Origin of the sequence: uncultured Sphingobacterium sp. (assembly GCF_964277905.1) — a bacterium.
GTDB classification, from domain to species: domain Bacteria; phylum Bacteroidota; class Bacteroidia; order Sphingobacteriales; family Sphingobacteriaceae; genus Sphingobacterium; species Sphingobacterium siyangense.
In genome coordinates, this window is the sequence record NZ_CAXYKD010000029.1 from 1 (window position 1) to 20,685 (window position 20,685).

Annotated in this window: 18 protein-coding genes; 10 read left to right on the forward strand and 8 right to left on the reverse strand. The window is 38.7% G+C overall.

Annotation, left to right across the window (positions count from 1 at the left end; genetic code table 11):
• Nucleotides 1-57 precede the first annotated feature (57 nt).
• From nusA to ACHWSC_RS12645, 3 genes are all read right to left on the reverse strand, one after another.
• Nucleotides 58-1,299: a transcription termination factor NusA gene (gene nusA / locus ACHWSC_RS12635; RefSeq protein WP_070567754.1), complete on the reverse strand. Its 1,242-nt coding sequence runs from the start codon at nucleotides 1,297-1,299 to the stop codon at nucleotides 58-60.
• A gap of 5 nt (nucleotides 1,300-1,304) precedes the next feature.
• Nucleotides 1,305-1,769: a ribosome assembly cofactor RimP gene (gene rimP / locus ACHWSC_RS12640; protein ID WP_075993376.1), complete on the reverse strand. Its 465-nt coding sequence runs from the start codon at nucleotides 1,767-1,769 to the stop codon at nucleotides 1,305-1,307.
• A gap of 237 nt (nucleotides 1,770-2,006) precedes the next feature.
• A complete protein-coding gene (locus tag ACHWSC_RS12645; protein ID WP_075993377.1) occupies nucleotides 2,007-2,783 on the reverse strand; it encodes a LexA family transcriptional regulator in 777 nt (258 codons plus the stop codon).
• Nucleotides 2,784-2,885: 102 nt separating this feature from the next.
• On the opposite strand from ACHWSC_RS12645, the gene ACHWSC_RS12650 reads away from it, so the two are divergent.
• A complete protein-coding gene (locus ACHWSC_RS12650) occupies nucleotides 2,886-3,209 on the forward strand; it encodes a hypothetical protein (RefSeq protein ID WP_075993378.1) in 324 nt (107 codons plus the stop codon).
• 72 nt (nucleotides 3,210-3,281) lie between these two features.
• Here the strand turns inward: ACHWSC_RS12650 and ACHWSC_RS12655 are convergent, their stop codons facing one another.
• On the reverse strand, nucleotides 3,282-5,678 hold the full coding sequence (locus ACHWSC_RS12655; RefSeq protein WP_394677000.1) for a penicillin-binding protein 1A: 2,397 nt from the start codon (nucleotides 5,676-5,678) through the stop codon (nucleotides 3,282-3,284).
• A gap of 383 nt (nucleotides 5,679-6,061) precedes the next feature.
• Between ACHWSC_RS12655 and rpoN the strand changes: the two genes are divergently transcribed.
• The 3 genes from rpoN to ACHWSC_RS12670 all read left to right on the forward strand — a co-directional run bounded on the left by rpoN (nucleotide 6,062) and on the right by ACHWSC_RS12670 (nucleotide 9,652).
• A complete protein-coding gene (gene rpoN / locus ACHWSC_RS12660) occupies nucleotides 6,062-7,528 on the forward strand; it encodes an RNA polymerase factor sigma-54 (RefSeq protein WP_112376123.1) in 1,467 nt (488 codons plus the stop codon).
• A gap of 81 nt (nucleotides 7,529-7,609) precedes the next feature.
• Complete coding sequence (locus ACHWSC_RS12665) at nucleotides 7,610-8,485, forward strand: carbon-nitrogen hydrolase (RefSeq protein ID WP_075993381.1); 876 nt, start codon at nucleotides 7,610-7,612, stop codon at nucleotides 8,483-8,485.
• Nucleotides 8,486-8,575: 90 nt separating this feature from the next.
• Nucleotides 8,576-9,652, forward strand: a complete 1,077-nt coding sequence (locus ACHWSC_RS12670) for an agmatine/peptidylarginine deiminase (protein ID WP_394677001.1) — start codon at nucleotides 8,576-8,578, stop codon at nucleotides 9,650-9,652.
• Nucleotides 9,653-9,758: 106 nt separating this feature from the next.
• Here ACHWSC_RS12670 and agaR read toward each other — a convergent pair whose 3' ends face one another.
• The 3 genes from agaR to proS all read right to left on the reverse strand — a co-directional run bounded on the left by agaR (nucleotide 9,759) and on the right by proS (nucleotide 13,023).
• Entirely contained in the window at nucleotides 9,759-10,520 is a 762-nt protein-coding gene (gene agaR, locus ACHWSC_RS12675; protein WP_075993383.1) for a transcriptional repressor AgaR, read from the reverse strand.
• Nucleotides 10,521-10,742: 222 nt separating this feature from the next.
• Complete coding sequence (locus ACHWSC_RS12680; protein WP_394677002.1) at nucleotides 10,743-11,531, reverse strand: GDP-L-fucose synthase; 789 nt, start codon at nucleotides 11,529-11,531, stop codon at nucleotides 10,743-10,745.
• Nucleotides 11,532-11,550: 19 nt separating this feature from the next.
• Complete coding sequence (gene proS, locus ACHWSC_RS12685; RefSeq protein ID WP_394677003.1) at nucleotides 11,551-13,023, reverse strand: proline--tRNA ligase; 1,473 nt, start codon at nucleotides 13,021-13,023, stop codon at nucleotides 11,551-11,553.
• 178 nt (nucleotides 13,024-13,201) lie between these two features.
• Here proS and ACHWSC_RS12690 point away from each other — a divergent pair, with 178 nt between their 5' ends.
• The 6 genes from ACHWSC_RS12690 (at nucleotide 13,202) to purH (ending at nucleotide 20,228) form a co-directional block, all read left to right on the forward strand.
• On the forward strand, nucleotides 13,202-14,395 hold the full coding sequence (locus ACHWSC_RS12690; protein WP_075993386.1) for a hypothetical protein: 1,194 nt from the start codon (nucleotides 13,202-13,204) through the stop codon (nucleotides 14,393-14,395).
• Between the two features lie 70 nt (nucleotides 14,396-14,465).
• Nucleotides 14,466-16,058, forward strand: coding sequence for a hypothetical protein (locus ACHWSC_RS12695; protein ID WP_394677004.1), 1,593 nt, complete (start codon nucleotides 14,466-14,468; stop codon nucleotides 16,056-16,058).
• A gap of 159 nt (nucleotides 16,059-16,217) precedes the next feature.
• Nucleotides 16,218-16,973, forward strand: a complete 756-nt coding sequence (locus ACHWSC_RS12700) for a hypothetical protein (RefSeq protein WP_286736058.1) — start codon at nucleotides 16,218-16,220, stop codon at nucleotides 16,971-16,973.
• A gap of 11 nt (nucleotides 16,974-16,984) precedes the next feature.
• Entirely contained in the window at nucleotides 16,985-17,908 is a 924-nt protein-coding gene (locus ACHWSC_RS12705) for a LysM domain-containing protein (protein ID WP_075993389.1), read from the forward strand.
• 32 nt (nucleotides 17,909-17,940) lie between these two features.
• Nucleotides 17,941-18,579: a uridine kinase gene (locus ACHWSC_RS12710; RefSeq protein ID WP_075993390.1), complete on the forward strand. Its 639-nt coding sequence runs from the start codon at nucleotides 17,941-17,943 to the stop codon at nucleotides 18,577-18,579.
• 122 nt (nucleotides 18,580-18,701) lie between these two features.
• Complete coding sequence (gene purH, locus ACHWSC_RS12715; protein WP_286736057.1) at nucleotides 18,702-20,228, forward strand: bifunctional phosphoribosylaminoimidazolecarboxamide formyltransferase/IMP cyclohydrolase; 1,527 nt, start codon at nucleotides 18,702-18,704, stop codon at nucleotides 20,226-20,228.
• Between the two features lie 54 nt (nucleotides 20,229-20,282).
• On the opposite strand, the gene ACHWSC_RS12720 is transcribed toward purH, so the two are convergent.
• Nucleotides 20,283-20,651, reverse strand: a complete 369-nt coding sequence (locus ACHWSC_RS12720; protein ID WP_205400911.1) for a YkvA family protein — start codon at nucleotides 20,649-20,651, stop codon at nucleotides 20,283-20,285.
• Between the last annotated feature and the right edge of the window lie 34 nt (nucleotides 20,652-20,685).

The following is a 20,685-nucleotide window of genomic DNA, read 5'->3' on the forward strand; positions in this document are numbered from 1 at the left end:
CCATCCATAAACAATTTATTCCGAATGTTAGATAGAAAAAAATTAATGAGCTGAATTTTATTCAAATTCAGCTTGTAAAATACGTACAATCTCACGAACAGTATCTTCTTCCAAATCGGTACGTCTAACCAGCTCTTCCTCGCTAAGAGACAACACCGATTTTGCAGAATCCAAACCAACACGTTTCAATTCATCAATAACCCAGCTTTCAATCTCATCGCTGAATTCTTCGATATCAACATCTTCATCAAACTCGTCATTTTCGCGATAAACATCAATTTCATAACCAGTCAATTTACCAGCCAACTTGATATTGTGTCCTCCACGACCAATTGCTAAAGAAACCTGATCCGATTTTAAATATACAGCCGCAGTCTTATTTTCTTCATCGATTTTGATTGAGCTAATCCTTGCTGGACTCAAAGCGCGAGCGATATACAATGAATGATTTGTTGTAAAATTAATCACGTCAATATTCTCGTTACGCAATTCACGAACGATACCATGAATACGGGATCCCTTCATACCAACACAAGCTCCTACAGGATCAATACGATCATCATAAGACTCAACGGCAACCTTCGCTCTTTCTCCTGGTTCACGAACGATTTTCTTAATCGTAATCAAACCATCAAAAATTTCAGGAACCTCAAGTTCAAATAAACGTTGTAAGAACGCAGGTGCGGTACGTGAAATGATAATCTTTGGATTATTATTCATCATATCCACTTTATGCACAACTGCGCGAATGCCATCTCCCTTTTTGAAATAGTCAGCTGGAATTTGTTCTGATTTAGGAAGAATTAATTCATTACCGTCCTCATCCAATACCAAGATTTCTTTTTTCCAAATCTGATAAACCTCACCAATGACCAACTCTCCTTCTCTATCTTTATATTTCTTAAAGACTTCGTCTTTTTCCAATTCCAAAACCTTAGATACAAGCGTCTGACGTGCAGCTAAAATTGCACGACGGCCAAAGCTTTCCAATGTGATCTGTTCAATAAAATCATCGCCTACTTCCAAATCTTCATCATGCTTTCTAGCTTCCGCCAATTCGATTTCAAGATCATCATCCTCTGAAAACTCATCTTCAACAACGACACGCGTCCTCCAAATCTCCAAATCTCCGTTATCTGGATTCACGATAACATCCACATTTTCATCCGTACCAAAACGACGACGGATCATACTACGAAAAACCTCTTCCAATACTGTAATAACAGTAGGTCTATCGATATTCTTAAACTCCTTAAACTCTTGAAAAGAGTCTATCAGATTGATGTTGCTGTTACTCATTATTATTAAAATGAAATTACCACTTTTGTTGCTTTTATTTGATCAAAAGGAAGTTCTTTTTCTACCTCTTGTGCTTTTTTACCTTTTTCTTTTATCTTCTGAAGAACATTGATCTTCATCTCGTCTACGGTCAATAATGTACCTTCAACTTTTGTATTATCGTTCAACTTTACCTGAACTGTACGACCAATATTCTTTTGGTACTGTCGGATATTAACAAAATTAGCATCAATACCTGGAGATGAAACCTCTAAACGGTAAGCGTCATCAATTACATTTTCCTCCTCCAAGTGGAAACCAACATGACGGCTCACCTGTGCGCAATCATCAATATTCACACCATTATCTCCGTCCAAAAGAATCTCAAGAATTTTATTTGGGCGCATCTTCACGCTGACGATAAACAAATCCTCGCGATCTGCAATTTTTTCCGCGATGAGTTCAATAACTCTCTTTTCTATATGCTGCATTGTTCTGTTTCTAGAAATGCTAAATTAATTGAATTAAAAAAAGGGGGCAATACGAGCCCCCTTCCTTTCAGATATGCAAATATAGCATTTTATAAAATAAAAAACAAAATTAGATAGATTGTTTTTATATTCGACACCCCTACATTCCCTATAAAAACAAGCTATCGATCGCTCCTCGGTCATAGAAATTATCTTCACAGTGCAACTATATCGTAAAAAAACGCAGACAATTCTCTACTATTTTGAACCATCTACCACCGCATTAATTGTTTTCTGCATTTGCGCCATCATACTCGTCAGCGTTTCCATTGTTGGCTCTGGCGTAGGCTCAGGCAATTGTGTACTGATAAAAGCCTTCGCTTTCCATACTTCAAGAATGTCCGCAGTCTCCACCCAATAAGGTTCATATGTTTTATTGTCTGAAACGAGCTTCAAACCCTTATCTTCTTTAAATTTAAAAGCGATACGCTTATAAACCACGCCATCTTCCTTAGACAATATAACATAGGTACTCCCCGGCTTGATATCATGCCAGTTCTCCACATACTCCGCTACAATAATGGACCCCGATGGCAAAGGTAACATCGAGTCTCCCTTTATTTCAAAAGCACGAAATGTCCCTTGACCAAACATAGGCAGCGAAAACTTAGGCAACTCAGCAACATATTCCGGATCACCATACCCATTTAAATACCCGGCACTAGCCTTAACCGGAACAAGTTCGATATTTTCACGATCATCCGCATCTACAGTCACACTAAGCACCCTTAAATTTGAGGCATTGCTTTTGGGAACCGGCTTCCATTTATCATCAATAACATCGTTTGCCAATTCATCCATAGTCAAACCATAGAATTCGGCAATCTTCTTTAATAACTCATATTTGGGCTCTGCTCGATCTTCCTCGTACGCGCCCACAGACGCACGCTTAATTTCCATAAGATCAGCAAATTGTTGCTGTGTGATTTTTTTCCCTTTTCGAAGGAACTTCAGATTGGACGAAATATTTGACATATTATTTTTTCAAAAAAATATTTTGCAAAAACTAATTTTATTAGTAATATTGTGCCAATAAAATTAGTAAATATATTTTAAACGTCCAAATAATTTAGCATTATGAACAATTTTATTGTATATATATCAACTGACAACAATCGTAAACACTTCAAAATCGGCCTCAGTTCCAACATCTTTAGTACAGTAATGGAATTACAGCAATCCAATAGTTTTATTTTCAACCAAGGCCCCAGTTTAAATCGAATAATCTACACAGAATCTTTCACGAATTCAGAGACCGCCAATAAGAGAATAAGCGAACTGCAACATTTTACAACCATGCAAGTCGAACGGCTCATTCGTAAATACAACCCTAACTGGAATAATCTTTTTCCACAGCAACACCAAGCGTTCGCCAAGAGAGATTCCAACCACGCAGCCTAGCATAAAAAAAGCCACCTTAGTTAAACTAGGCGGCCATCTTTATTTTTCAGATAGAATCCTCTTTAAGTAGTATCAGTTTTGACTACCAACCTCCTCCAACGAGGATGACCCTTCGCTACTCGTTCCACGATCAGCACCTTCAGTATGATTACGCTCAACAGGATGCTCCGCTCCCTCTTCCTCAGGTCCGATAAATCCCTCATCAGCAGGCTCTTCTACCTGTGTAGAATCACTCTGATCTGGCTCTGGATCACTATAACGCGGAGTTTCGCATTTGTAAGATTTGGTAATCTCAACAGTAGGACTAGGAAACTTACCTTGGGTATACCCCAACTGCTTATCTTTATAAACCGATTCCATATACACCCCAAATATTGGTAATGCTGTACGAGAACCTTCTCCCGAATGAGAATTTTTAAAGTGAATACTCCGTTCGTCACAGCCAACCCAAACACCTGTAACCAAATCTTTCGTTACCCCCATATACCAACCATCTACATATTCGGAAGACGTACCTGTCTTTCCGCCGATTTCATTTTCCTTATCAAATAAATCCCATTCCCATAATCCCTGGGATGTACCTCCAGGTTCTTCCATACCACCACGCAACATATACGTCATCAACCAGGCATCTTGCTTATCCACCACTTGTTTACGCTCCGCCTGAAAAGTAGCAATCACATTACCATCATGATCTTCGATCTTAGACACTAATAAAGGAGTGACACGCTCACCGTGATTCATCATCGTTGAGTACCCATTCACCATTTCAAAAACAGAAACATCATTAGGTCCTAACCCTACAGAGGCAACCGGATTTAATTTACTTGTGATACCACAACGATGTGCCGCATCAACAACTTTCGCAGGCGTAACCATATCAGTTAACTGAACCGTAACCGAATTGATGGAACGTGCCATTGCATGACGCAACGACATTTCACGATAGGAAAAATTCCAGTCTGCATTTTTAGGTTCCCATATCTCCACGGAATCCCCTTTATCAATCTTGATCGTAACAGGCTTGTCGGTAATCTTATCACATGGAGACATCCCTGACTCCAAGGCAGCCAAGTATACAAAAGGCTTAAATGTGGATCCTGCCTGTCGCTTCGCCTGCATCACGTGATCATACTTAAAATATTGATGGTTTATTCCACCCACCCAAGCTTTAATTTCACCCGAATACGGATCCATAGACATCATACCTGCATTTAACATCATGGCATAATATTTCAAAGAATCCATTGTAGACATATCCTTTTCGATCTTACTGCCATCCTTCCAGTTATAGACTTCGATCTTCTTCTTTTTATTCAGGAAGTAATTGATGCTATCAGGGGTATTTGCATATTTCTTACTCAAAAAAGCATAATAAGGAGTTTTCTTGGCCAAATTATCCAAGAAGTTGGGAATAACCTTTCCTGATAAATCACGCCAAGGCTCCTGCCCCTCCCAGGTGTTATTTAGACGTTGCTGTAATTCAACCATTTGTTTCGCCACAGCCTCTTCAGCATGCTTTTGAAGTTTAGAATTTATCGTCGTGTAAATTTTCAAACCATCTGTATAGATATCATAATTGTTATCCTCAGACCATTTTTCCAACCATTTAGCTACAGCAGCACGTAAGTAAGAATCGCCACCCGCATTAAGATCTTGACTATTTGTATTCAAAACAATCTTCTCCTTAACCAGACTATCATACTCCTCTTTTTTCAAAAAACCACCTTTATACATTTGACTTAAAACGGTGTTTTTTCGCACAAAAGCATTTTCGGGATTACGAATAGGATTATATAAAGTCGTACCTTTTAACATCCCAATCAAAACAGCAGCTTCGGTCTGATTCAATTGGTTGGCTCCTTTTGAAAAATAGCGCTTTGCAGCAGTTTCAATCCCATAGGCATTATTACTGAAGGATACCGTATTTAAATACATCTCCAATATCTGATTTTTGGAATAACGTTGCTCCAATTTATAAGCCGTCATCCACTCCTTAAACTTCGTGACCACCAAGCCCGCGACGGGAAGACGCGTCAACAATCCACCGGCCTTATTATAACGTGTACGATAAAGATTTTTAGCTAACTGTTGCGTAATTGTACTTGCACCCCGCTTATCCCCTTTTAATGTAGAGATAATACCTGACCCTAGACCAAAAAAATCAACACCATTATGACTATAAAAACGCACATCCTCAGTTGCTATCAACGCATTAGTAACAGACTTCGGAATGCTATCAAATGGAATTGGATTTCTGTCCTCGTCGAAATAACGCCCAATTAAAACACTATCTGCCGTGTATAATTCGGTAGAGATATTCACACTGGGCATAACGATATCCTTTTTTGTCGGAGAATAACCAAAGAGCCACAAAAAATTCAATTGTATAGCACACACCAATATAATGATAAAATATATTGCTATAAGGAGATAACGAAGAATCCTATTCTTAATACGTTTAAACATAAATGGAAATTTATCTTATATTCAACACATCCGACCAGCAAAAGGTTTTACGCCCGTCCAATATGCCTTTTTATCTATTTTCAGGGGCTAAATATACAACTAAATAAATCGCTGTAATCAACTATTTACATTTTTTAACAATAAAAAACACCCGCCAAACAACCGTAAAATACAACATAATTCGAAAGGATGGATTTTGGAAATTACAACGACGACTAAATAAGAACAGCGCGGTATGGAGAAAACAAGCCCAGTCTCAAATTTGTTTATAAATTCTCCCGCGTTCCACAAATATTATACCCATTTTTTATTTATTATCGATTTTATTTTAAAATAATAATGATATTTGTTTAAATTTAGATGTAAAAAAGTCAACTATTAGCATGTTAAAACAAACATTACAACAAAAGCTATTACAGAAATTGTCCCCGCAACAAATACAATTTATAAAATTGTTGCAGGTTCCGACTGTTTCATTAGATGCGAGAATCAAGGAAGAATTAGAAGAAAACCCTGCGTTAGAAGATGGTAGCTTGACTAATATGACCGATCCTATAGAAGAGTATCCCGATAAAGATCCAGACGATAATTTTGACAATGAAGATGGATTTGACTCAGAAGACTTTAGTTTAGAAGATTACATCCAGGAAGATGATTTCAAAGATTACGGCAACGGCTATGACTATGGAGACGATGATGACGACCGGAAAGAAATGCCCGTTGCTATTCAGCACTCCTTTTATGAGCAGTTACAACAACAATTAGACCTTTTAGCTTTAGATGACAAGCACTTTTTAATTGGCCAACAAATTATTGGCAGTCTGGATGATGACGGCTATTTACGCCGGCCCATCATCAATCTTGTCGACGATCTCGCTTTTGGCCAAAATGTAATGACCGATGAACAGGAAGTACTTGATATGCTAAAGGTAATTCAAGATTTTGAGCCTGCAGGAATTGGAGCACGAGACCTACAAGAGTGCCTATTGATCCAATTACAAAAAAAAGACACACAAAATCCCACAATCAAACTCGCGATTAAAGTCGTAGCGAATTACCTGGAAGAATTCACCAAAAAGCATTATGATAAATTAGAAAAATCTTTAGGTGTTTCATCAGAGGATTTAAAAAACGTCGTCAATGAGATCCTAAAACTTAATCCTAAACCAGGAGATTCTGGTGCAGTCGCGGGCAAACAGCTTCATATTATCCCGGATTTCCATATCAGCAATAATGATGGAACACTGCATTTGACTTTAAATGGCCGAAATGCGCCTGAGCTCCGCATAAGTCGTGATTACCAACACATGTTTGAACATTACGAGAAATCAGATCAAAAGGATAAAAAAATGAAAGAGGCTGTGCAATTCGTCAAACAAAAACTTGACTCAGCCAAATGGTTTATTGATGCAATAAAACAGCGTCAACAAACCTTACTAAAAACAATGAATGCAATCATGGAATACCAATATGATTATTTCCTCACGGGTGATGATCGTAAGTTAAAACCCATGATATTGAAAGACATCGCCGACAAAATCGATATGGATATATCAACTGTGTCGCGGGTAGCAAATTCAAAATACGTACAGACAGAATTCGGAACATTTCTCTTAAAATCATTTTTCTCTGAAGCTATCCAGACGGATTCCGGTGAAGAAGTATCCAATAAAGAGGTTAAGAAAATATTGGAGGAGTGCATCGCAAAAGAAAATAAACGGAAACCCTTGGCTGACGAGAAACTAACTGAGATCCTAAAAGAAAAAGGCTACAATATTGCGCGGCGAACGGTGGCAAAATATCGGGAAGCATTGAATATTCCTGTAGCAAGATTACGAAAAGAGCTCTAAGAGCTCTTTTTGTTTTTCCCACAGAACCAAATCCAAATTAAGAATAGTATCTTTGTGCTGTATTAAAATAAGCATTAAAGAATGAGCAAAGTAAAAGTTGGAGTTGTACAGATGAGCTGTACCGCAAGCAAACAAGAGAATCTCGAAAAAGCTATCGCTAAAGTAAAAGAAGCCGCTGCAAAAGGTGCGCAAATTGTGTGTCTGCAAGAACTATTTACCTCTTTATATTTCTGCGATGTGGAAGATTACGACAATTTCGCACTGGCTGAATCCATTCCCGGCCCATCGACGGACGCCCTATCGGCTGTTGCTAAAGAAGCAGGCGTCGTAATTATCGCTTCATTATTTGAAAAAAGAGCAGAAGGACTGTATCATAATACAACCGCTGTATTAGATGCAGATGGTTCCTATTTAGGAAAATATCGCAAAATGCACATTCCAGATGACCCTGCATTTTATGAAAAATTCTATTTTACCCCAGGAGATTTAGGCTACAAGGTATTCAAAACAAAATTTGGAAGAATAGGCATTTTAATTTGCTGGGATCAATGGTACCCTGAAGCATCTCGAATTACCGCATTGATGGGTGCCGAAATCTTATTCTACCCTACAGCTATTGGATGGGCAACAGATCAAGATGAAGAAACCAACAAAGATCAATACAATGCGTGGCAAACAATACAACGCTCCCATGCCGTTGCAAATGGTGTCCCTGTTGTATCCGTTAACCGTGTAGGATTTGAACAAAATGGTGCGATGAAATTCTGGGGTGGAAGCTTCGTTACGAACGGACAGGGCAAATTACTTTACCTTGCCTCACATGACAAAGAAGAAATTGAAGTCGTCGAATTGGACTTAAATGAATCGGACTATTTCAGAAAACATTGGCCATTTTTGAGAGACCGAAGAATCGAAACATACGCACCGATCACCAAACGTTTTATTGACGAAGACTAATATTGGATATTCTAGCCATTTCAGTTTCGAACGCACACAACTGTGCTGAAACGAACTGAAATGGCTTTTTTTAATCCCATTAAAATAAGTATGGAACAAAAAAATACATTCACACCGGACTATTTTGACAATTCCCCAAAACAACAGGGCTTCTCATTTCCCGCAGAATGGGCAAAACAAGAAGCCTTATGGTTGAGCTGGCCACATAAAGAGGAATCCTGGCCCGGGAAGATCGAAACAATATACAAACCCTATTGCGAATTTATTAAAGTCGTAGCAGCAGGGCAAAAAGTAAGGATTAACGTCGCTAACGAGGAAATGCAAAATTTTGCTATTACCGCGCTTAAAGAAGTAACAACAGATTTTAGCAATATCGAATTCTATTTTAATCCGACTAACGATGCTTGGTGTAGAGACCACGGTCCCGCTTTTATTATTAACCAGGCTACAAATCAAAAAGCAGTTGTCGACTGGGGCTATAATGCCTGGGGTGGAAAATACCCTCCTTTCGACCTGGATGACGTCGTTCCGACGCGTATTGCCAAAGAATTTAACCTTCCTTTATTTACCCCTGACATCGTCATGGAGGGCGGTTCAGTTGAGTTTAATGGCGCAGGAACAATCATGACAACAACCGCTTGTCTATTGAATAAAAACCGAAATCCACACCTGACAAAAGAACAAATAGAAACCTATTTGAAAGAATTTTACGGTCAGGAACAGGTTTTATGGCTTGGAGACGGTATCGTTGGAGACGATACAGATGGACACATTGATGATATCACACGTTTCATCAACGAAAACACCGTTTTAACGGTTGTAGAGGAAGATCCAACAGACGAGAACTATGAGATACTTCAAGAAAATCTAGCAACACTTCGCTCATTTAGACTCTTAAATGGAGAGCCTCTGCATATCATTGAGCTCCCAATGCCAGCACCGGTCATCTATGACGAAACAAGATTACCTGCTTCTTATGCTAATTTCTACATTGCAAACGATGTTGTTGTAGTACCGATCTTCAACGATAAAAATGACCAAAGAGCACTGGATATCATCCAAGGCTGTTTCCCTACACGTAAAGTCATAGGAATAAATTCCGTCGACATTATTTGGGGGCTGGGAAGTTTCCACTGTTTAAGCCAGCAAGAGCCGGCGTTGAGCTAAAAAAACTATCCATAAAGAAAATGTCCCCAAATAGTTAAACACTCTTTTGGGGACATTTTTTATGATAAAAATAAGCAGCTACGCTTTGATTTTTAGTTAAGCCGTGTTAAACAACAATAACATTTACCCCCGCTTTTTCTAACGATTCCACAAAGCTTGTATTTACTTTATCATCGGTAATTAATATATCAATTTTATCAAAACCACAAATCCGCCCGAAGCTTCGCCGTCCGAATTTAGACGAATCTGCTAGTACAACAACCTTTTGAGCCGTATCGATCATAATGCGATTTAATTGTGCCTCCTGCGCACTTGAGGTTGATACACCATATTCTAGGTCAATACCGTCCACACCCAAAAATAATTTACTGCAGTAAAAATCCTGCAATAAATTCTCTGCATACTTTCCAGTTACGGATGTTGAAGTCTTGCGAAGCGTTCCGCCCATCTGCATGATTTCAACCGAAGGATATTTGATCAATTCCATCGCAACATTCAATGCCGAAGTTACTACAGTGATATTTCCTTTAGGAATGATCTGCTTTGCCAGCGACTGCATGGTCGTTCCTGAAGCGATAATGATTGAATCATTTTCCTCAATCATTTCAGCCGCTTTTTTTCCGATCCGGCTTTTATCGTCCGAACGAAGCTTCTCTTTTTCAAATACTGTACGGTCAGTCGTATAAGGATTATATTGTGTTGCCCCGCCATGCGTTCTAAACAACAATCCACTATCTTCCAACAAGGTCAAATCTTTCCGAATGGTTACAGAGGAAACGCCCAATTCCTCACATAGATCAATTACCTGAACTACGCCGACCTCCTTTAATTGTTTTAAGATATATTGATGTCTTTCTACATTTGTCATGGCTCTATTTATAATAAGCTGTTAAAATACTAAATCTATTATCGGTTTGTTTAAAGGAATATGTCGATATCTTGAAAAAATCCATCGATATCAATAAATTTCAACAAATATGACTTTCTACTTAAATTTCCCTCAGTAGAATTGATGTTAAAATAATGAAATTATTTAATTTTTTCACGCTGACAATCATAAATTCATTTTTATTTTAAAAAGAAAAATGAATTAAAATTGCAAAGGATCAGGCAGGACAAATTGATAATCCAGTTCCTCTAGAAGTAATCTTCCGCTAACTATTTTTTGCGTCACATCCCCGGCTTCGAACGCAAGCGGCAAAGCATAACCATGTTTTTTTGCCGAAGCTAGAATAACATCCTTTTTCTTAGGATGTAAGGGAGCAACAACATTGTATACAGTATGCTTAAGCGCATTGCAAGATGCTGCCTCTAACAGTCTGATCACATCATCGATATGAACAAAATTAGCGGGTTGTTCGCCCGTCGTACAAATACGTTCGGAAAAATATTTGGCAAAAACACGATTTTTACCAAACAAACCTCCTAATCGATAAATTATAGTATCAGCCAATTCCAACATACTTGCTTCAGCAAGCAAGAGTTTTGATGAAAGTTTGGTTGTATCTGCATAGGATTCATCAAATACGCCATCTTTGTCCGGATAAATTCCAATAGAGCTCAGGAAGACTTGTTTCCTCCATGTCGTATGCGCATAAAATGATTTGATATTCGTAAATCTGTTTTCAAGGATCGCTACACTATTTTTCTGACTTGCCGGTATACTGTTTAATACGAAGTCAAATTGAGCAGGTAAATCTACCTGTGCTGGAAAATTTTCATAATCAAAGTCTAAAATAAACGAAAAAATACCATCGGCTTTAAGCCGATGGTATTTTTCAGATGTTGTTGTACTAGCCCAAACCTCATGGCCTTGATGCTTCATATGTATCGCAAAAGATTCTGCGAGCCAACCGCATCCCAAAATGAGTATCCTCATATTATGACAACACTATTTATTAATAAGCTTTTGCAAACAGTACACGTCGACTTGAAGGTTTCCCTGTAAAGATACAGATACCTTCCTCTTCCTTCGCATCCAAAGGAATACAACGAATTGTTGCCTTAGTTTCTTCTTTTACACGTTTTTCCGTTTCTGTTGTTCCATCCCAATGACAAGAGATAAAACCACCCTTACCTTCCAGTACTTCTTTAAACTCATCATAAGAATTCACTTCAGTAAAATGAGATGTCCTGAAATTTAACGCTTTTTGATATATATTTTCTTGTATTGTATCCAGCAATTGTACAATGGTACCAGCCAAGCCTTCCTGAGCAACCGTTTCTTTCGTTTGAGTATCACGACGCGCCAATTCTACCGTACCATTTTGCATATCTCTCGCTCCAACAGCTACACGTACAGGAACACCCTTTAACTCCCATTCTGCAAATTTAAAACCTGGACGTTGTGTATCCCGATCGTCGTATTTTACCGATATATCGTTCACACGCAATTCATTGGTCAACTGATTCACAAATGCATCGATTTGAGCTTTTTCTTCTTCAGTCTTAAAAATCGGAACGATGACAACTTGAATTGGTGCTAATTTTGGCGGCAATACCAATCCTTGATCATCTGAGTGAGCCATAATCAATGCGCCCATCAGACGTGTAGAAACACCCCAGGAAGTAGCCCAAACATGTTCCAATTTACCTTCTTTAGAAGTAAATTTCACGTCAAACGCCTTTGCAAAGTTTTGGCCAAGAAAATGAGAAGTTCCTGCTTGTAATGCCTTTCCATCCTGCATCAATGCTTCAATACAATACGTATCCAAGGCACCCGCAAAACGCTCGTTTTCTGTTTTTCTACCACGTACAACAGGCACAGCCAGTATCTTTTCAGCAAATTCAGCATACACATCAAGCATACGTTCTGTTTCTTCAATAGCCTCTTCTCTTGTTGCATGGGCTGTATGGCCCTCCTGCCATAAAAACTCGGCAGTACGCAAGAAAAGACGTGTACGCATTTCCCATCGTACAACGTTCGCCCATTGATTGACCAAAATTGGAAGATCACGATAAGATTCAATCCATCCACGATAAGTGTTCCAAATAATCGTTTCGGAAGTCGGACGCACGATCAACTCTTCCTCCAATTTCGCGTCTTCATCCACGACGATCTTACCTGTACCATCGTTTTTTAATCGATAATGAGTTACTACAGCACATTCGGTAGCAAAGCCTTCCACATGCGCCGCCTCTTTAGAAAAAAACGATTTGGGAATGAATAAAGGGAAATAAGCGTTGCTATGACCTGTTTCTTTAAATCTTTTATCTAAGATCGCTTGCATCCTTTCCCAGATAGCGTATCCGTAGGGTTTAATCACCATACAGCCTCGTACAGCTGAATTTTCAGCTAGATCAGCTTTAATCACAAGCTCGTTATACCATTGTGAATAATCTTCAGCACGACTTCTTATTCCTTTACTCATATGAAATTGATAAATTATTGTAACATTATTACGTTAAATCTCGTCTGTAATTCTAATACGAAAAGCGTTCAATAAAAAATATTTGTATTTTTGATTACTTCGATTAAACCCCCTTGAGAAATTTGCGTCTAAGATAGTAAATAAGGCTGTATAATCGAAAATAAGGATTTAGGATATTATGAAAAAAAATAGATTATTTATCGGAGCACTTGCCATAACAGGAGCGTTCATGCTTGGTTCCTGCGGTACAAGTAGGCAAATCTATGGCGACGATGTCTATGGCAATAATGGGCAAGCTAGACAAAAGGTTTATCAAAGCCCAGATTACTATTACACAGATGCAGATCAGGCCCAACCAAACGGGCAAGCGCAAGGCGGTTACTATGATGACGAATATTCTGATCAGGATTACAACAATGATTCCTATGAAGATCTTGAATATGCCAATCGTATCAACCGTTTCTATTACGCTAGTCCGGGCATGACGTATTTCGACCCATTTTTTGATCCATGGTATGGTTATGGTTTCGGCGGTTGGTACGGATACGGCCCATCGTTCGGAATGGGATGGGGATGGAACTCTGGATGGGGTTCATCTTGGTCTATCGGCCTCGGATGGGGTTGGGGATCTAGCTGGGGCTGGGGATCTCCTTGGTATGGCGGTTACAGACCTTGGGGTGGCTGGTATGGCGGCGGCTACTGGGGATCTGGTTGGTACGGAAACGGTTACTGGGGCGGTGGTTCCTGGGGTAACTCAAGACCACGGTATGCATCAAGTAGATCTGTATACAGAGACAACTATAACACGCGCAGTTCATCCTCAAGAACCCGAACTTCAGGTGGATATGACCGCAACAGCGTTGCTCGAAATTCTGGAGGATATGACCGTACCGGCGTAGCACGTGATTCTAGAGGAAGGATTACATCCGTTGCTAGCAGATCAAGAAATTCTGATGGCACAGTATCGTCACGGAGCTCTTCATACGATAGAACTGGAGGAAGAACAAGAACTTCGGACGGTGTGTCGAATAGAGCTTACTCAGACGGTATGCGTTCAAGAACGTCAGATAGAGTCAATGGTTCCTATCCAAACAACACACGGAGCACCTCTAGCGGATATTATAATAATGATTCCAGGTCACGAAACAGTTCAGGTGAGGTATCTCGTCCAATGAGCCGTTCGATGGAAACACGTTCCAGCAACCCAAGCTCAACGTCAAGACCTTCGTATACTCCGCCAACAAGAAGCTATGATAGTGGTTCATCATCACGCTCTAGTGGTGGTTTTTCTGGAGGTGGTAGTTCTAGATCTTCGGGAGGAGGCTTCTCCGGAGGCGGTAGCTCAAGATCAAGTGGAGGACGTACTCGATAGTTAAAAGCATTTAAACAGTAGCATACAGCATCTTGTGTGCTACTGATTATTATTGACGATATTTTAGCATATGACAATCAAAAAATTACTTTTTGGAACTGCATTCGTTTTAGGTGCAGCAGGGACTACTCAAGCGCAATATACGAAAGATGTACTTTTATTCTCCCAAGGGGACAATGGCGGAACAGCTCGTTTTAAAGCCATGGGAAATGCTTCAACTGCCTTAGGTGGAGATATAAGTTCAATTACGAGTAACCCTGCAGGTTTGGGTTACTTCAATCAGTCTGATGTATCAGTAACTGGTAGGTACCTTAACAATAAAAACAAAACCGACTATTTTGGTCAAAACTCAAACAGCAGCAAGAATAATTTCAACTTAGATAATGCTGGAATCGTTTTTCACCTCCCAACTTACCGCAATGGAGGTAACCTGGATAGGGGCTGGTTGAATTTTAATGTTGGTATTGCTTACAACCGCAATTATGTCTATAACAACCTGCTAGAGTATCGAGGAGTAAATAATACAAGTTCGATATCAGATGCTTATTCAGACCGTCTTTCGGACGTCGGAGGAACACAAGGTTGGGGCCAGGAAGTCTATAACAACTCTTTATTATTCGACGTAGACCCCAAAAATGCAGGCGCCTATATCCCGATTACTGTCGGCGGAACTTTTGATGGAAAAAATGGCTTTAATCAAGTAAATTCCATCCTAGAAAAAGGTAGTAAATCCGAATCTGTATTGTCATTTGGAGCCAATTATAGTAACAAATTGTATTTAGGAGCCTCTTTAGGTTTCACCGCATTTAGCTACGACAATTCCAGCTGGTTTACAGAATATGGTCAAACAATGACGGTCGACCAATTAAAAGCCATCAACAAAGATTCAGAATTTTTAAAACCAACCAATGCCCAAAAGTATGCCATGTTGGATAAAGATTATGAATTATATGATGATTATGCGCAAGCCACTGATGGTACCGGTGTCGACTTTAAACTTGGGGTAATCTATAAATTTACGCCAACGTTTAGCATGGGATTCACCGCTAAGTCACCTACATTTATGAGCATCCGGGATGAATCATATAGTAATTCTGAGTTCCGTTACTTCAGACCAAATGAAGACAAATCATTTAAAGAGTATAGAACCAGTGATGACGCAGGACACAGTTACTTGGAATATAATATGAATACCCCCTATAAATTGTCTCTTGGGGCGAGCCAATTATTTTCAAGAGGACTAATAACCGCTGATGTCGAATGGGTAGATTATGCAGCTATGCGTTTTAAAGATGTAGGAAACTACAGTAAAACGTTAGAAAAGAACATGAACCAAAACATCAAAGATACTTACCAAGGTGCATTTAATGCCCGAATTGGTGGTGAAGTAATGTTTGACAATGTATTCAGCGGAAGAGCTGGTTTCAACTACAGTGGTAATCCCTATAAAAATGCAGACTATACGAATTATACAGCATCTTTAGGTATTGGTGCTAAACTTGGCCGTGGCATGTATGTTGATCTGACTGGTGCGTATAATGCAGTCAACTACAAAGAAAGCCCATATTTGATTAATGAGAACTACTGGAATAATGCTAGTCCAGTAGCAGACATAAAAAATCAACGGACTAATGTTGTACTAACAATTGGTTCAAAATTTTAAACTATATTTTTCTCAAAAAAGTCCAGCGATGTCTGGACTTTTTTTTGAGAAAAAATAGCAGAAAACAAACATAAAACACGATAAAATTAGTTTATGCGTGATTATACTTGTATATAAAGGTAACTTTATCTAAGTTTGTCCCCTTGGATTGAAAATTACATGGCTAATCACACAATTTCAAAAGCATTCAATTTCATTTTTACATACCCCATTTGGCGGATAGAAATCGATGCGGAGAATAAATTGATCGCTGTGGAGACCAGAAACCCAGACGATACCCTACCCTATTTTAATGTAGTCACTTTTGAAGGAACTTACGTATTACAAGACTTCAAGGCAATAGCCAAAGAGTGGGTCCTAGCTGGAATTCAATGCAAAAAATTAATACTTAAGAAGATTGCCAATAATTCACCTATCGACGCAGGCATACAGGTAATCGATTGCTACAACCCACAGCTACAAGAAACCTGGTTCAACTACATATTCATCGGTATGGTTGATCAAGGTGTACTTATTAGACCAAAAGTAATAGCAGAAGGCTTCCAATTATTTTTGAACCTCCAATCGATGTCGATTGAAAGCAAAAATGAAATTCCCTTTAAACCTTATGCCAGCGAGCTCGTCTATCCTATTATCTACAATGGTGAAATTCCCCTTTTTTTGAAGGACTTCCCAATTGATGGTGAAATCTGGATAAATACGGTGAATGACTACTTTATTTGGGCTTTCTATGAAAAAGACAGAAACAATCGTTATCAAATCAGGCTAGTGCAATCCACAAGAGAAAAATTGACAGAGTCTATTATTGCAGTTTCCGAGCTGGAACTAAAGCTCTTCAACATTTATTTTCTTATTCACGAACAAATATTCCTTTTGACAGATAATAAACGGGAGTTTGTTTCGTATTTAGTATAATTGCAAAATATATGAAAGTTTTATTCGAATTAAAAACATATAAAAAGATAGCTATTCTATCCATCGCGATATTAGCTATTCAACAAGTTGAAGCAAAGAATTCAACTTCTTTACGTACTGATTTTATCCCTGATTCAGTAGGAACTGAAGCAATCAATGGGGAAGAATATGTGTTGTTCAAAATTGAAAAAGGAGACAATTATTACCAGTTAAGTAAAAAGTATAAAACAACGGTGGGCCAATTGACCCAAATAAATGGTAATGGAACATTAAGCCTGGGGCAAATTGTTAAGATTCCAACAGGTCGAAAAGCGAAATCAACAGTAAGCAACGACCGTGGAAATACGGCAGTGCAAAACCCGCGTAATCCGCAACAGCAAGAAGGTTTTACGGAATATATCGTTGGAGAGAAAGAGACACTTTATGCCATATCTAAAAGATTCAGTATTTCTGTTGAAGATATCAAAAAAGCGAACAATTTAAAAAATAACGTTATTGGCGGTGGAATGAAGCTTATGATCCCCAACCAGCCCCTACCTCCTGAACGGCCAAAATTAGTTGAACCTAAAGGAATCGAAATTGTAACACCTGATTCTACAGACAATGACGATAAAGAAGAAAATCAAATTTCAACAAACCGCTACGGAATTCGTGAAAAGTCCGAACGTGGTATCGGTGTGTGGATTGATGGACTTTCATCCCAGGGTACAAGCAACCTTGCTCTTCATAAGAGCGCTCCAGTAGGTACTATTCTAAAAATTACCAACCCAATGACCAAAAGTGTTACTTACGCTAAAGTGGTCGGTAAATTTAATGATAATGCCGAAAACCAAAATGCAATTGTCGTGTTGTCAAAGTCTGCCGCCGCAAGCATAGGCGCACTTGACAAACGCTTCCAGGTCGAAATTGCGTATGGATTACCTCTAGAAAATTAACAGAATAAAATAGCTTTTATAGCATAGTAAGAATGAATAACAAACCGTATGTCATAGGAATTGCCGGAAGTAGTGGCTCTGGAAAGACTTTTTTTTTAAATAGTTTTTTAAAACATTTTAAGCCTAATGAGGTAACCTTAATTTCCCAAGATGATTATTACATCCCTGCCAATACTAAAACCCAGGAGGAAAATAGGCTCTATAACTTCGATATTCCGACATCAATCGACAGAGATGCTTTTTATAAAGATATCAAGGCACTCTTTAACGGTGAGACAATATATAAAGAAGAGTATACATTTAACAACCCTTCATTAACACCCAAAATACTAGAGATTAAACCGGCACCCATTTTAATTATTGAGGGCCTATTCATTTTCTATTATACGGAAATTAATAATTTAATCAATCATAAGATATTTTTAAGCGCTGATCAGGATATCGCATTAAGAAGACGTCTACACCGCGATCTAGTTGAACGGGGCTACTTTGAAGATGATGTCATGTACAAATGGATAAACCATGTACTACCATCCTACAACGAGTACCTACTTCCCTATCAGGATACGTGCGATCAGGTGATATTTAACAATACCGATGAACCAGAACCAATCTGGGATATCACCAACCAAATTTCTGAAGAGCTAAAATTAAAGCTCAATTTGGTATAAAATTAAAACAATGTAGAAAGGAGAATCTCGTAAACAGATTCTCCTTTCTATTTAAAGTACTTGATTTATTGATATCAAGATTTTAAATACCTATCTTTGCGCCACGAAACAAATCCATCATAATGAACCATCCTGTAAAGATTAAAAATGCATTGGTTTCAGTCTATTATAAAGACGGCCTTGCTCCTTTAGTTGAATTATTAAACAAATACGGTGTTACCTTCTATTCCACTGGTGGAACAGAAACATTTATCAAAGATTTAGGTATAGATGTTGTTCCAGTTGAAGACCTCACCAGCTACCCTTCTATTTTAGGAGGCCGTGTAAAAACATTGCATCCAAAAGTATTTGGCGGTATTTTGGCACGCCGCCCGCTTGAGTCGGATCAACAACAGCTTGCTCAGTATGAAATACCTGAGATCGATTTGGTTATTGTGGATTTGTACCCTTTTGAAGAAACTGTTGCTTCCGGTGCATCGGAACAAGATATTATCGAGAAAATAGATATCGGTGGAATTTCACTGATCCGGGCTGCCGCTAAAAACTTTAACGATGTCGTTATTATCTCTTCCAAAAATGATTACAAAGAATTGGAAGAAATACTAGCAAACCAAGAAGGTAATACGTCATTGGAACAACGTAAAGAATTTGCTAAACGTGCATTCAATACATCCTCTCATTACGATACAGCAATCTTCAACTATTTCAATCAAGAAAATCCACTTCAGGTTTTTAAACAATCTGAGCAAAAAGCGCAGGTGTTGCGCTATGGTGAAAACCCACACCAAAAGGGCGTTTTCTTCGGCGATTTAGATAAGATGTTTGATAAATTAAACGGTAAAGAGCTATCTTACAACAATCTGGTTGACGTTGATGCTGCCGTTGCTTTGATTGATGAGTTCACAGAACCTACATTCGCGATCTTAAAACACACCAATGCTTGTGGAGTTGCCTCCCGTTCAACAATCAAACAAGCTTGGTTAGATGCTTTAGCATGTGATCCTGTTTCAGCTTTCGGTGGAGTCTTAATAACGAATGGTCAAGTTGATGCTGCAACAGCTGAAGAGATCAATAAATTATTCTTCGAGGTGTTGATTGCACCTTCTTATTCTGAAGAAGCGATCGCTATACTTACCGCAAAGAAAAACAGAATTATTTTGGTTCGTAAAGAGGTTACATTGCCAGAACAACAGTTCAAAACTTTATTGAACGGCGTCATTCTTCAAGATAAAGACAATACGATTGAAGGACCTGAACAAATGGTTACAGTAACACAAGTACAGCCAACTGCAGAACAACTGGAGGATCTTTATTTTGCGAACAAAATTGTAAAACACACCAAGTCAAATACAATTGTATTTGCTAAAAATGGCACTTTGTTAGCTTCAGGTGTAGGGCAAACTTCACGTGTAGATGCATTGAAACAAGCTATTGAGAAGGCCATTTCTTTCGGTTTTGACCTTAAAGGCTGTGCAATGGCATCGGATGCCTTCTTCCCTTTCCCTGATTGTGTGGAAATTGCTTCAGAAGCCGGTATCGCGGCGGTATTGCAACCTGGTGGTTCAATCAAAGATCAATTGTCGATTGATATGGCCAATGAGAAAGGAATCTCCATGGTAACAACAGGTGTTAGACACTTTAAGCACTAGTTGAACTTCAATAATAAATAAAAAAAGCTACTTTTCTAAAGTAGCTTTTTTTATTTATCTCGCTTCTACAGGAAACTTTGAACGCTTATACTGTTCCATCTCAGCGCTAAGTTTGCGAATCGCATAACCAACAATGGCCACATCATCTATCCACCCGCCCACAAGAATAAAATCAGGAATCGCATCAATCGGCGAAACCACATAAAGTATCGTTCCAATAATAATCGATAAATTCCATTTATCCATTTTATACTTCCCCGTAATTGTGTCCTTACACATTGCAATTAATACGTTGAAGTCGTCCATATAGCCCCCTAGATTCCTCGCTTTTGCCTCCGCCTGTACAAATTCAGATTCCGTAATTTTACGATGCCTAAACTGCTCAAACATTCCCTTCGCAATTCTTTTGATTCTATTGTTCATACTTCAAAATTAGGATTACTAATTTAACAATCCA